At 35.7% G+C, this 13,974-nt stretch carries 11 protein-coding genes and 3 tRNA genes; 6 read left to right on the forward strand and 8 right to left on the reverse strand.

Annotated features, from left to right (window positions below):
• Window positions 1-5: 5 nt before the first annotated feature.
• From rimO to ACSVH5_RS03425, 3 genes are all read right to left on the reverse strand, one after another.
• Window positions 6-1,319: a 30S ribosomal protein S12 methylthiotransferase RimO gene (gene rimO / locus ACSVH5_RS03415; protein WP_438060061.1), complete on the reverse strand. Its 1,314-nt coding sequence runs from the start codon at window positions 1,317-1,319 to the stop codon at window positions 6-8.
• 320 nt (window positions 1,320-1,639) lie between these two features.
• Window positions 1,640-3,142 carry an OmpP1/FadL family transporter gene (locus tag ACSVH5_RS03420; protein ID WP_438060062.1) on the reverse strand — a complete coding sequence of 501 codons (1,503 nt, stop codon included), beginning with the start codon at window positions 3,140-3,142 and terminating at the stop codon, window positions 1,640-1,642.
• Window positions 3,143-3,178: 36 nt separating this feature from the next.
• Window positions 3,179-4,213 (reverse strand): hypothetical protein, encoded by a 1,035-nt coding sequence (locus ACSVH5_RS03425; RefSeq protein ID WP_438060063.1) that lies wholly within the window; start codon window positions 4,211-4,213, stop codon window positions 3,179-3,181.
• A gap of 101 nt (window positions 4,214-4,314) precedes the next feature.
• Between ACSVH5_RS03425 and proS the strand changes: the two genes are divergently transcribed.
• From proS to rpsT, 5 genes are all read left to right on the forward strand, one after another.
• Window positions 4,315-5,793 carry a proline--tRNA ligase gene (proS, locus tag ACSVH5_RS03430; protein ID WP_438060064.1) on the forward strand — a complete coding sequence of 493 codons (1,479 nt, stop codon included), beginning with the start codon at window positions 4,315-4,317 and terminating at the stop codon, window positions 5,791-5,793.
• Window positions 5,794-5,871: 78 nt separating this feature from the next.
• Window positions 5,872-5,943 (forward strand) — tRNA-Glu (locus tag ACSVH5_RS03435).
• Between the two features lie 48 nt (window positions 5,944-5,991).
• Window positions 5,992-6,063, forward strand: a tRNA-Glu gene (locus tag ACSVH5_RS03440).
• Between the two features lie 41 nt (window positions 6,064-6,104).
• A tRNA-Glu gene (locus ACSVH5_RS03445) sits at window positions 6,105-6,176 on the forward strand.
• Between the two features lie 32 nt (window positions 6,177-6,208).
• The gene (rpsT, locus tag ACSVH5_RS03450; protein WP_438060065.1) at window positions 6,209-6,460 is read left to right on the forward strand and encodes a 30S ribosomal protein S20; all 252 of its coding nucleotides are present in this window, start codon (window positions 6,209-6,211) and stop codon (window positions 6,458-6,460) included.
• Window positions 6,461-6,518: 58 nt separating this feature from the next.
• On the opposite strand, the gene ACSVH5_RS03455 is transcribed toward rpsT, so the two are convergent.
• Window positions 6,519-6,923, reverse strand: a complete 405-nt coding sequence (locus tag ACSVH5_RS03455; protein ID WP_438060066.1) for a response regulator — start codon at window positions 6,921-6,923, stop codon at window positions 6,519-6,521.
• A 9-nt stretch (window positions 6,924-6,932) separates the two neighbouring features.
• Window positions 6,933-8,633, reverse strand: a complete 1,701-nt coding sequence (locus ACSVH5_RS03460) for a PAS domain-containing sensor histidine kinase (protein ID WP_438060067.1) — start codon at window positions 8,631-8,633, stop codon at window positions 6,933-6,935.
• Between the two features lie 171 nt (window positions 8,634-8,804).
• Here ACSVH5_RS03460 and typA point away from each other — a divergent pair, with 171 nt between their 5' ends.
• On the forward strand, window positions 8,805-10,601 hold the full coding sequence (typA, locus tag ACSVH5_RS03465) for a translational GTPase TypA (RefSeq protein ID WP_438060068.1): 1,797 nt from the start codon (window positions 8,805-8,807) through the stop codon (window positions 10,599-10,601).
• Between the two features lie 183 nt (window positions 10,602-10,784).
• On the opposite strand, the gene ACSVH5_RS03470 is transcribed toward typA, so the two are convergent.
• From ACSVH5_RS03470 to ACSVH5_RS03480, 3 genes are read right to left on the reverse strand one after another with little or no spacing between them, the layout of a single operon-like run.
• Window positions 10,785-11,201 (reverse strand): DUF2141 domain-containing protein, encoded by a 417-nt coding sequence (locus tag ACSVH5_RS03470; RefSeq protein WP_438060069.1) that lies wholly within the window; start codon window positions 11,199-11,201, stop codon window positions 10,785-10,787.
• A gap of 7 nt (window positions 11,202-11,208) precedes the next feature.
• Window positions 11,209-12,126: an alpha/beta hydrolase gene (locus tag ACSVH5_RS03475; protein WP_438060070.1), complete on the reverse strand. Its 918-nt coding sequence runs from the start codon at window positions 12,124-12,126 to the stop codon at window positions 11,209-11,211.
• A 7-nt stretch (window positions 12,127-12,133) separates the two neighbouring features.
• A complete protein-coding gene (locus ACSVH5_RS03480) occupies window positions 12,134-13,969 on the reverse strand; it encodes a glycoside hydrolase family 13 protein (protein ID WP_438060071.1) in 1,836 nt (611 codons plus the stop codon).
• Window positions 13,970-13,974 lie beyond the last annotated feature (5 nt).

The following is a 13,974-nucleotide window of genomic DNA, read 5'->3' on the forward strand; positions in this document are numbered from 1 at the left end:
ACTAATTAAACGGGTTCTCCGTATAAATCAAATTCTGTGGCATCTGTAATTTTTACCATTACAAAATCTCCTGTTTTTACATAATGTTGTGAGGCATCAATCAATACTTCATTGTCTACATCAGGGCTGTCAAATTCTGTTCGTCCAATGAAATGACCGCCTTCTTTACGATCAATAATGCATTTGTAGGTTTTTCCAATTTTTTCTTGATTCAAATCCCATGAAATTTGCGATTGTAATTCCATGATTTCGTTTACACGGTCTTGCTTAATGTCGTCAGGAACATCGTCTTCAAGTAAATAGGCATGTGTGTTTTCTTCGTGTGAATAAGCAAAACAACCCATACGGTCAAATTTCATTTCTTGAACAAAATCTTTCAACTTCTCAAAATCCTCTTGAGTTTCTCCGGGATATCCTACTATTAAGGTAGTTCGAATGGCTATACCTGGAACGGTCGCTCTAAAATCGTTCAACAGTTGTGTGGTTTTTGCTTGAGTGGTTCCACGACGCATAGATTTCAAGATGCTATCCGAAATGTGCTGCAACGGAATGTCGATATAGTTACAGATTTTTGGCTCACGCTTCATGATTTCTAATACATCCATCGGGAATCCTGTAGGGAACGCATAATGCAAGCGAATCCATTCGATACCTTCTACTTTTACTAGGGCTTCAAGTAAATCTCCAAGGGCGCGTTTTTTATACAAATCTAGGCCATAATAGGTTAAATCTTGAGCAATCAAAATCAATTCTTTTACCCCATCTTTTGCCAATCCTTCAGCTTCTTTTACTAATTTTTCAATAGTTTGAGAAACATTTTTTCCTCTCATTAACGGAATTGCACAAAAACTACAAGGTCTATCACAACCTTCTGAAATTTTCAAATAAGCATAATTTTTAGGGGTGGTAGTCAAGCGCTCGCCCAATAATTCATGTTTGTAATCCGCTCCCAAAGCCTTCAATAAACCCGGTAATTCAGTGGTACCAAAGTATTGATCAATATTTGGAATTTCTTTTTCTAAATCAGGACGGTATCTTTCAGAAAGGCAACCTGTTACAAAAACTTTATCAACCAATCCTCTTTCTTTCTTATCCGCATATTCCAAAATCATGTTTACCGATTCGGCTTTTGCGTTATCAATAAAACCACACGTATTAATTACAATGATATTTCCTTCGTCTTCTGTTTTGGCTTCGTGTGTCACATCTTTTCCGCTGGCACGAAGTTGTCCCATCAATACTTCACTATCATATACATTTTTTGAACACCCTAAAGTGATCACATTTATTTTATTTTTTTTTGATGACTTTGTTCTCATAGTATAATTTCCCCTTCTTTTAGGAATTGGCAAAATTACGCTTTTTTTTCTTCAGAAAAAGGATTTATTACGCATGACATCTCAATAAATATTCGATTTTGCCTGATGTTTTTACCTGAATTAGGAGCAGAATGAAAGCGGCTTCTTTGTTGTCAAAGCCCCGTCATCCGCTATATCTTTGTCTTTTGAAAGAAAAAAGGCAAAGGATGCTGCTCCTGCCGGGGCTAGAAGTAAAATGGGGCTTTTTTGCCAATATTTAATAGCAAAATCTGAAAGTTAACCCCAAAAAAAAGAAGCCAAACTTGAGGCTTCCTTTCTTTCTATAATTCAAACAATACCGTCAGCGAAATATTTTTTTGGATAACATCAATGCTTGAGGCATCAGTAAGTCCGGTGGTGAAAAATCCCTGTTGATTATTTCGTTTCGTATAAGAATAGGCGAGGTCAACTTTTGTAGCTCCAAAGTTATACCCCAAACCTCCAGAAAAGCCATTCAAATCTCCTATAGTGGTTTTGTTTTTGTAAGGGCTTTGTTCGAATCGGTACCCACCTCTCAAACTCAAGGCTTTTATTTTGTATTCAGCTCCAATTCTTAATTCACCTGAATAACCTAGAATAGCACTCATTTCGGAATTTAATTCTCTATAATAATCGTCATTTGAGGGTCTAAATTTGACATTGTTATAATCTCTAATTGAGTAATCCATGCTTAGTAAACCTCTTTTGCCAAACACATAAGCCAAACTTCCAGTATATCGGCTTGGAGTTTGCAAACGATAAGGAGCATAATAATTTGTAATACGAGGGTCGATTACATCAGCTGGTAATTCCCCAGAGATATTGCTTCTAACAGAACTTAATCGTTGTGATAATTCGTCACTCAAATTCATCCATGTTGGCGATTCATAAGCTAAACCTACTCTGAAATTGTTTTTAATTTTGAGAATCGTACCTAATTGAAAAGAAAATCCAGTGCCATTCGTGTACAAATCATTACTAAAACGCAGTCGATTTACTTCATAATTATTGGTAAGAACATTCGAATTAGCTTCGTAAAAGCGTGTAGATTGTCCAAAATTAGAAAAGTGTGAATTCAAATTCAGCCCAATAAACAATCGATCTTTGTATGAGGTGGCAACATTGAAAGACAATTTCCCATTATAACCACTAGCATAAATTTCGTTTTCCTGTAAATAATTCCCGCCACTTCTTACATTTGAAGTATAGTTGGTGTTATTGGGTCCAATTGAAACAGGATTTATTATATATCCCTGATATCCAAAATAAGCTTGTTGTTCTTGGTAGCTCATTTGGGAGTAATTCACATTTTCAAGTACATCTAACGGAACACCATTGGCATAGCTCAAAAAATAGTTTGCAACCGAGTTGTTTGGGTTGACTCCGGAGATAAATTGGGAATTGTCAAAATTATTGCTGTTTTCGTAGTTAATGCTAACGGCAATCTTGGTCCAGTTCGAGTTGCTGTGATTGTTTTTAAAAACAAATACGCCACCAGCTTGATTCAGGTCAAAATTGTTTTCACTTTCACTACTCTTAGAGCCAAAATATTCCGCATTATTTTTTACATAATAATTGCTTAAAGTGATTCCTAATTGATTGTTGTTAAAAATTGCAGACCCTGCAGGATTTACATTTATAGAGGATAAATCGCCACCTAGAGCTCCAAAAGCTCCTCCCATGGCTCGAAAACGTGCAGTACCATTTAAATTGTCGACAGAATAGCGCATGGCATCAATAATTTCCTGAGCGTTTATTGAAATACTAAAAAGGGAAATGGATAGCAATAATAATGTCTTCTTCATATAAAATTGTGTTTCTATTTTGCAGTAATTAAAAGATTAGCCTCGACCACCTCTTCCGCCTCCACCAGAGGATCGGCTGCCTCCACCTCCTCCAGAAGATCTCCCACCGCTTGAACTTGGGCTATAAGAACGAGAAGGAGTATAATTACTTCTGCTTCTCGAACTTGAACTTTGTGTAGCTCGAGAGGAACGATCCGGATAATACGTGCTGTTTGTACTTTGTCTGCTATTTCGATCGGTAGAATTGGTTGTGTAAGCAGCATTGCTATTGTTTCGTCTGGTGAAATTAGCACTGGTTTGATAACCAGCATTATCGCTGTTTCTATTATAAGTAGCGTTGCCTCTTCTGTTGAAATTGTTACTAACAGCTCTACTACTAGAGTTGACACCTCTTCGGTTATAATTTGAATTAGTTATAGCGTTTTCTCTACTATATCTTCCGGTTGAATATACGCCATTATCGGTGCGTGACCCTCTACGGTAGTGGTTATAGACGTAATTTCCATTGCCATAGATTGGGTATCCCCAACCATAACCTGGATATCCCCAACCAAAGCCTGGATATCCCCAACCAAAACCAGGGTAACCCCATCCTAAGCCCCATCCCCATCCAAGGCCCCAACCTGCATTCCATCCCCAACCTGCATTCCATCCCCATCCACCATACCAGTTGTTCAATCCAAAGCCCCAACCTGGCCAAAAACCATTGTCCCAGCCGTTGTTGTTTATATATATAGAGGTAGTTTGTGGATTGCTTCCCCAAGCAGCATTACCTGAAATAGGTGCCTGAATACTATCGTTTGGGTCAAAATTGGAATAACTTTCTACATCAGTGAATATTTCTTCAGAAGTAGCGTTGTTTTGTAAGGATTGAAAATACAACTTGTACTCGTCTCCGCTATCGTTTTGATTTTGTCTTTGATTATTTTGTGCAACAGCTCCTCCATAAACCCCATCAGTATCGTAATATGAACTGTTTTGATAGGATCCGCAAGAATGGAAAAGCAAACTCATTATTGTGACTAAACCAATTTGAGTGGTAGTATTTAAGGGAAAAAGTGTAGTTTTCATTTTCTATGAGGTTTTTTATTGTTGCACAATACAAAAATAGTTAGTTTTGCCTAACTTTTAGTTAAAAGAAATAAAACAAATTTTGTGCCAAATTATTATATATGAGCAAAAACCTTACAACAAGAGAAGAAGATTATTCAAAATGGTATAATGAGTTAGTGGTTAAAGCTGATTTAGCCGAAAATTCAGGTGTTAGAGGCTGTATGGTGATTAAACCATACGGGTATGCAATTTGGGAAAAAATGCAAGCAGAGTTAGATCGTATGTTTAAAGAAACAGGGCATCAAAATGCTTATTTTCCTTTATTTGTACCCAAAAGTATGTTTGAAGCCGAGGAAAAAAATGCGGAAGGTTTTGCAAAAGAGTGTGCAATTGTAACCCATTATAGATTAAAAAACGATCCAGATAAACCTGGAAAGTTGATGGTGGATCCTAATGCTAAACTAGAAGAGGAATTAATTGTTCGTCCAACAAGTGAGGCAATTATTTGGTCTACCTATAGAGGTTGGGTGCAGTCTTATAGGGATTTACCATTATTAATTAATCAGTGGGCTAATGTAGTTAGATGGGAGATGAGGACACGATTGTTTTTGAGAACTGCTGAGTTTTTGTGGCAAGAAGGGCATACCGCTCATGCAACAAAGAAAGAAGCTATTGAAGAGTCTGAAAAAATGATGAATGTTTACGCTGATTTTGTTCAGAATTTCATGGCAATTCCAGTAATAAAAGGCTTAAAAACAGAAACAGAACGTTTTGCTGGCGCCGAAGAAACATATTGTATCGAAGCCTTAATGCAAGATGGGAAAGCCTTGCAAGCGGGTACGTCTCACTTTTTGGGACAAAATTTCGCGAAAGCCTTTGATGTTAAGTTTGCTAACGCTGAAGGAAAACAAGACTATGTTTGGGGAACTTCTTGGGGAGTTTCGACTCGATTGATGGGAGCATTAGTAATGACGCATTCTGATGACAAAGGATTGGTTTTGCCTCCAAATTTAGCACCCATACAAGTGGTAATTGTGCCAATATATAAGTCAGAAGAACAATTGCAAGCTATTTCTATTGCTGTTGCTACTGTTTCAGCTGCGCTACGCAAACTAAATATTAGTGTAAAGTATGATGATAGAACCACACAGAAACCAGGATTTAAATTTGCAGAGTGGGAATTAAAAGGTGTTCCTGTTCGAATTGCTGTTGGTCCAAAAGATTTAGAGAATGGTACTTTTGAAGTAGCAAGACGTGATAATTTATCCAAAGAGGTTGTGGCAGCAGAAGGAATCGAAAATTACATTTCAAATTTATTATCTCAGATTCAAAAAGATTTATTTGATAATGCCTTAGAGTTTAGAGAAAACCATATAACCGAAGTAAATAGTTTTGAGGAATTTAAGTCGGTATTAGAAGAAAAAGGAGGCTTTATTTCGGCACATTGGGATGGTACAGCAGCAACGGAAGAGAAGATAAAAGAATTGACAAAAGCTACTATTCGTTGTATTCCTTTAGAAAGAGTGGAGGAGGTTGGAAGCTGCATGTTTACTGGGGCTCCCTCTGCTGGAAGAGTGCTTTTTGCTAAGGCATATTAAAAAAAAATAATTTTTTTTACATCAACTATTGCGCTTCTCAAAAATAGTTGTATTTTTGCATCCGCATTACAGAAGCACGGTCCGTTCGTCTATCGGTTAGGACGCCAGGTTTTCATCCTGGTAAGGGGGGTTCGATTCCCCCACGGACTACAAATTTGTTTTGAAGTATAAAGTTTTTCCTGGACTTATCAGGATAATGGTCCGTTCGTCTATCGGTTAGGACGCCAGGTTTTCATCCTGGTAAGGGGGGTTCGATTCCCCCACGGACTACGAATTTTTATTGAATTGATTCCCGAACTTAGAAGAATATTGGTCCGTTCGTCTAGGGGTTAGGACTCCAAGATTTCGTCTTGGTAACAGGGGTTCGATTCCCTTACGGACTACAGAAAAATAATAAAGATAAAAAAAAAATACAATGGCAAATCATAAGTCAGCTCTAAAGAGAATTAGAAGTAACGAAAAGAAAAGAGTGTTAAACAGATACCAACACAAAACTACTCGTAATGCTATCAAAGCGTTAAGAATTGCTACGGATAAGGCTGATGCTACAGCTAAATTGTCTACTGTTATTTCTATGATTGATAAGTTAGCTAAGAAAAATATTATCCACGATAATAAAGCTTCTAATTTAAAATCTAAGTTAACTAAACATGTTGCTAAATTGTAATATAAATAAAGCATAAAAATAAAAACTCCTTTGATAGGAGTTTTTTTTATGCCCATTTTTAGCTGAATTTTTCTTTTAAATAGTCTAGCATTCCTACAGTAATGGGTTTTGGAAGAAAATCAGCAACAACACTGAAGGTCTTTGCTTGTGCTAAATCTTGTGGGTCTATTGTTGAAGAAAGTATAATCACTTTTACAGTGTTGAATTCGTGATATTCTTCACTGGTAAAGATTTCCAAGAATTTCCAACCTCCCATTACAGGCATGTTTAAATCAAGAAATATCAATGCTGGTTTCGATAGGAATTCTGTGGGGTGTTTTTTAAAATTATCATACATTCTAATGGCTTCTTCGCCATTTAAAGCCGTAATGACCTCTTTAGCAAATTCAGTTTTAGAGATAATTTTTTTGCAAATCATCAATGAAATTGGGTCGTCATCAATACAAAAAATGGTGTTATACATTTTTTTTGTTTAAAAGGTTAGTATGAATTGTGTGCCTTTATTTACTTCGCTTTCTACCGTGATGCTGCCACCCAATGATTCAATTTGTGATTTTACTAAATAAAGCCCTAAGCCTTTGCTGTCAGGATAATCGTGAAATCGTTGGTAGAGGCCGAAAATATGTTCGGAATTTCTTTTTAAATCTATTCCAATACCATTGTCTTTGAATTTGACAATGGTTTTGTTGTTTACTTTTTTTGTTGCTATCGAAATTTTTAATTGTTTACTTTCTGATTTATATTTAATAGAATTGGTTAATAAGTTCATTAATATGCTCTCAAGGTATGCCTTGTTGGTATAAATCGTATCTGTAGCTTCAAAATTAAGTTTAAGTTTTGGTTTAGCTTGTTCAATTTGAAAATGCAGTTGGTTAAAAACATGTTCTAATACTTCGTTGATGGATACATTTTCTTTTTGTATTGAAATTTGATCTTTGATTACAATAATTTTTACTAAATCATTGATAGTTTCGTTTAGAAGATGGGTTGATTTTTTGAAGCCATTTACAATTTCTAGTAATTCAGGATCCGTAATGGTAATATCTTCTATTAGGTTTAAGAGACCAATTAAATTTGATAATGGTGCTCTTAAATTATGTGAAGTGATATAGGAAAACTGCTTTAAATCTTTGTTGTTTTGTGTTAATTCTCGAATGAGTTGTTCTTTTTCTTTTTCTTGTTTTCTTTCTTCAGTAACATCTTTTTGAATCGAAATCCAGTGCGAAAGCTGATTATCTGCATTGTAAATTGGAATCATTGAAAAACGTACCCAATATTCTTCTTTGTTTTTTTTCCTAGTTAATGTTTCAATTTGACATTCTCTTTTTTCCGCAATCGCTTTACTGAATTTTTCGTATTCGTCTAAATCTGGGTGTTCGGTATTGAATGGGTTGAATGGTTTTGTTACTACTTTTTTGGATTTGTAACCTGTCATAGTACAAAAGGCATCATTTACATAAATAATATTTGGTATGGTTGCGTTCTCAGAATCCGATTTTGTAATGACTACAGCATCTTTTGTTTGAGTAACTACTGTTTCTAATAATTTTAGATTTTGTTCTTCTTCCTTTTGTTTTGTAATATCTTGAATGGCTCCAATCATTCTATAGGCTCTACCTTCTTTGTCTTTTAAAAGAAAGCCTCTGTCAAGAACATATTTATAAGTGTTGTCGGCACATCTAAAACGGTATTGATCTTGCCATTTTTCGGATTTCTGTTCAATAAATGAATATAATTTAACTGACATTTTGATGCTGTCTTCAGGATGGATTTTATCAAACCACCATGCCGAATTATTGCCTACTTGATCCTCGGTGTAACCAAAAATGGTTTCAATGCCTTTATTCCAAGTTATGGCATCTTCTTGTATTTTCCAATCCCAAATAGTATCGCTAGTTGCTTTGGAAACAATGTCATATTTTTCGTTGGATTCTTTTATTTCATTGGTATTGGATTTTATTTTTTCTAAAATCCGATGGTTTCGTTTGTCGTTTTTTGATAAAATGTATCGAAATAATAAACTTACAAATAAGATAAAAATGATGTCTTTTACTAAGTTGTAGTAGTTGGGGTTGTCAAGCTGAAGTTTATTTGAAAATTTATGCCAAAGAATGGCCATAAATATGGAGAAAAGAATGAAAATGCTAATTATTTGGTTGGTTTTACTTTTCATTACTCAAATATATATAAATTATTTGTTAGAATTATAAATTTCTGTTACTATACTTAGTATTTTAGAAAGAATAGTTCTTGAACTTCTTGTTATTCATTGTTTTGGTAATCCCTATCGGAAAGTTTTTTATATGAAAATAAAGTGTACATTTGCACCCACAAAAAATCACAGATGGAATCTATTAGAAACATTGCAATTATTGCCCACGTCGATCACGGTAAAACCACTTTGGTTGATAAAATTATGTATCACTGTCAATTATTTCGTGACAACGAAAATACAGGTGATTTAATTCTTGATAACAACGACTTAGAGCGTGAAAGAGGGATTACTATTACATCCAAAAACGTATCCGTTGAATATAAAGGAACTAAAATCAATATCATTGATACTCCTGGTCACGCGGATTTTGGTGGTGAAGTAGAACGTGTATTGAATATGGCTGATGGTGTTTGTTTGCTTGTAGATGCTTTTGAGGGACCAATGCCTCAAACGCGTTTCGTTTTACAAAAAGCAATCGATTTGGGATTAAAACCATGTGTGGTTATCAATAAAGTTGACAAAGAAAACTGTACTCCAGAAGAAGTTCACGAAAAAGTTTTTGACTTGATGTTTGAATTGGGTGCACAAGAATGGCAATTAGACTTCCCAACAGTATACGGTTCTGCTAAGAACAACTGGATGTCTGATGATTGGAAAGTTCAAACTCAAAATATCGAACCTTTGTTGGATATGGTAATTGAAAATGTTCCTGCTCCAAAAGTATCTGAAGGTACGCCACAAATGTTGATTACTTCTTTAGATTTCTCTTCATTTACTGGTCGTATTGCGATTGGTCGTTTGGAAAGAGGTGTTATGAATGAAGGTATGCCAATTTCTTTGGTAAAAAGAGATGGTAAAATCATCAAATCAAGAATTAAAGAATTACATACTTTTGAAGGTCTTGGCCGTAAAAAAGTAGCTCAAGTTGTAGCCGGAGATATTTGTGCAATTGTTGGTGTAGAAGGATTTGAAATTGGAGATACTATCGCTGATTTTGAAAATCCAGAAGCGTTACAAACCATCGCAATTGATGAGCCAACAATGAGTATGTTGTTTACGATTAACGATTCTCCTTTCTTTGGTAAAGAAGGAAAATTTGTTACTTCTAGACATATTAGAGAACGTTTGACAAAAGAATTAGAGAAAAACTTGGCCATGAAAGTGGGCGAGACTGATTCTGCTGATAAATTTATGGTTTTTGGTCGTGGTGTATTGCACTTGTCAGTGTTAATCGAAACGATGAGAAGAGAAGGATACGAATTACAAATTGGTCAACCACAAGTTATCATTAAAGAAATTGATGGTGTAAAATGTGAACCAGTTGAAGAATTAACTATCGATTTACCAGAAAACCTTTCAGGTAGAGCTGTAGAGTTTGTTTCTATCCGTAAAGGTGAAATGTTATCTATGGAAGGAAAAGGAGAACGTATGATTGTAAAATTCAACATTCCTTCTCGTGGTATCATCGGTTTACGTAACCAATTGTTGACTGCAACAGCTGGTGAAGCCATTATGTCACATCGTTTTATTGGTTACGAACCTTACAAAGGTGAAATTCCAGGACGTAACAATGGTTCATTGATTTCTATGGAAAACGGAAAAGCGATTCCTTACTCTATCGACAAATTACAAGACAGAGGTAAATTCTTTGTGGATCCTAACGAGGATATCTACGAAGGTCAGGTAATTGGCGAAAACACCCGTAGTGATGATATGACGGTTAACGTTACTAAAACTAAAAAGTTATCCAACGTACGTTCTTCAGGAGCCGATGATAAAGCAAGAATTATCCCAGCGATTAAATTCTCTTTAGAAGAAGCTTTAGAGTACATCCAAAAAGATGAGTATGTTGAGGTAACTCCAAAATCATTACGTTTACGTAAGATTTACTTGTCTGAAACCGATAGAAAAAGATATAAAATCTAATTCTTTTCAAATACACTACTTAAAATCCCAAATTCCAGAGTCAATGGAGTTTGGGATTTTTTTATGGTGTTTCCCGCCAGAAAAAGGCGGACCGGGCTATCCGCTATATCTTTTTGGGGCTAGAAAAAAGCCCCAAAAAGGATGCCGCTGCTATCCCTAACACAATATATATACCATTTGAAATTATAGTTTATCATTCATTTTTATTGTAATTTTTGAGTCAGCTACAAGAGAAAATTTTGCCTCTTCATATTTTGGTGGTCCCATAAAACCTTTCGCATTATTGGAACAAGCTACCGCTTCTTTTGGCATTCCGATAAAGTTTTTATCCAATTTTCCATTGTTGTTTTCGTCGTGGTATACCATAATCGTGTACTCGGATTTGGGTAAATCATTAAAAACAACAGTAGCCGAATTGGATTTTATAGTTGAAGAAGCGGTTTTAAAAGCACTTTTTAAAAACTTTCCTTTCGAGTTATAGACTTCTGCAGTAAGCTTTCCAGTGTTGTTTTTTATTCCAGTAATAGTTATAGTAAGGCTTGTATTTTGAGAAAAAGCGAGGCTACTTATTCCAAAGAAGAGCAATAGGAGTTTTACCATTTTTGATTTATTTTTTTAAGAGAAACAAGAGAGGGATATCCAATCGCTTGGCCCAAGCTACCTCCGAATGGTTTTCACCGGGGAAGAATTTTGACATCCAATTGATTGAAGAATACCCTTTTTCTTTCATCACAACATCAACTTTTTGTTGTAGTGGTGGGTACAATGCGTCCAAAGTTTGGTCGCCATAATCAAAGTAGATTCTATGATTTTTGGGATTGGGAAGCTTCTTTTTGAGGTAATCTACAAAGGCATTTGGAATGGGATTATTTTCTGAAGAAAAAGTGCCTGGCCAATGTGTAGATAAACAAGCCGCTCCTCCAAAAACTTTAGGATACTCGCAAATTGCATACATCGAAATGAGTCCTCCCATACTTGAGCCAGCAACGAAAGTGTTTTTTTGGTCTTTTTTTGTAGAGAATGTCTTGTCGATAAAGGGTTTGAGCTCAGTAACCAAAAATTGAAGGTACAAATCAGAATACGGTTTGAAGATGTCCTTGGTTCTACCTGCTTTTTGTAATTGTGCGGTGATGGTGTCTCTTTGAATTGGAGTCAAACTTTCAAATGGTTTTTGAGGGAAATATTCAGGGTGGCGTTTTGCGCCGTTGTTCCAAATACCTACCACAATAAATTTTTGAGTTTTTCCTTCGGCAATTAATTTTCCTGCCACTTCATCTATTTCCCAAGCTTGTTTGTTCCAAGTGCTTTGTGCATCGTATAACGCTTGGCCGTCATGCATATACAAAACGGCATATTTTTCTTTCTCAGTATAGCCATCGGGCAACCAAACATCAATGTTTCGGGCATCAATAAGTTTTGATTTGAAATTTTCAAAACGCTGTAGCTTGCCTGAAGTGACTTGTACTTGTGCTGTTGCGGCAAACATTAAAAAGAGAACCAAGAAGGTGGTGAGCTGTTTTTTCATTGTAAAGCTATTTAATTTCTAGAATCAAGGCCGATTTTGGGGCTACTTCTAGCGTTCCATTCACATTTATTTCCTTGCCACTTAGTGCTTCTTTTGCATTGAAAGTAGACGGAATCATGTCTTGATAGGTTTTCATGTCCAAGGTGATTTTTTTATCGTTTTTATTCAAAATCACCATTATTTTTTGAGTATCGGTGTATCGAAAATAAACGTAAGCTTCATTTTTTTCTGGAACATAATGTTTGAATTTTCCATTGTGGATAGTGGTGGCTGTTTTTCTCCAATTGAAAAGATGGGTAAAGAATTTTTGTGCCTCTACTTCTTCATTAGTTAATCCTTTTCCAGTAACTGCATTTTTGGAGTCTCCTTCCCAACCGCCATAAAAATCGACCCTTCTGAAACCATCATTGCCAGGTTTTTCTTGTCTGTACAATAATTCAGTACCATAATACATTTGCGGAATTCCTCGCATAGTAGCATATAGCGTCATCGCTAATTTCCAATGGTCCAGATTGTGTTGTAATCTAGTATAAATGCGATCCATATCGTGATTATCTGGGAAAATGAGCAAATTATTGGGGTTCGGAAATTGGAAATCTTGCCCCATACTTTTGTACACTTCTTTCCAAGTTGATTCCCAATCGTTTTTAGTATTCAAGGCTTTTACCAAATTGTCGGTTAAAGCAAAATCCATTAAGGATGGTAAGTAGCACTGGTATCCGTCTCTATTTTTTTTGTCTTTTTGCCAATAGGCGGCGATTTCTGTGACATGGGTCATTTCTTCACCCACGATATTAAAGTTGGGATATTCTTCTAGAATGGTTTTGGTCCATTTGGCCAAGAAATCTTTGTCTGCATACGAAAAGGTGTCTTCTCTAAAACCAGAAAGCCCAGCATATTCTACCCACCAAATGGTGTTTTGAATCAAGAAACTCGCCATTAATGGATTTCGTTGATTTAAATCGGGCATATGTCCGTCAAACCAACCATCAGTATAGCCTTTTTTATCTTGTTCGGTGGCATAAGGATCCAAAAGTGTCGATTTCAAGTGATTGGTTCTTGCTTTGGTATCCGGAAAATTAACCCAATTCTTCATCGGCATGTCTTTGATGAAGTAATATTCAGAACCACAATGATTTAAAACTACATCCCAAATCAAACCTATGTTTCTTTTTTTGGCTTCTTGCACTAGTCTTTTAAAATCTTCATTGGTACCGTAGCGGGAATCAATTTTATAAAAATCAGTTGCTGCATAACCATGGTAAGAATATTTAGGCATATTGTTTTCAACCAATGGCGTATTCCAAATTTGAGTATACCCAAGCGATTGAATGTAATCTAGATTGTTAATAATTCCTTGAATGTCTCCACCGTGTCTTCCGCTTTCGTCAGCGCGATTGGCTTTTTCTAGACTTCCTGGCAGGTTATCATTTTTGGGATTACCATTTGCAAAACGATCAGGCATTATTAAGAGTATAGCATCTTTGTTAGTGAAGCTTTCTCTGTTCGCGCTGTTGTTTTCTCTTGCCAATAAAGGAAAATCTTTTGTAATGATGGTTTTTCCCTTTTTCTTGAATTCAATCTTAGCTTTTCCAACTTTGGTATCGGGAGCGATGTTGATTGTCACAAAAAGATAGTTTGGATTTTCAACTTTCTCTGTTTTTACAATACTTACTCCTTCGTATTTTGTTGTAGGTTCTAAATCTTGAATATGGTTTCCGTAAACCAATAAAGTGATTTGATTGAGTTTCATTCCCACCCACCAATTGGCTGGTTCAATGCGTTGGATTTGTGCTTGAATTGAAGTGGTAATTACTAGAAATAGAATGGTGATTTTTTTCATAAATA

The organism is Flavobacterium sp. RSSA_27, from assembly GCF_051547125.1.
Lineage (GTDB): Bacteria > Bacteroidota > Bacteroidia > Flavobacteriales > Flavobacteriaceae > Flavobacterium.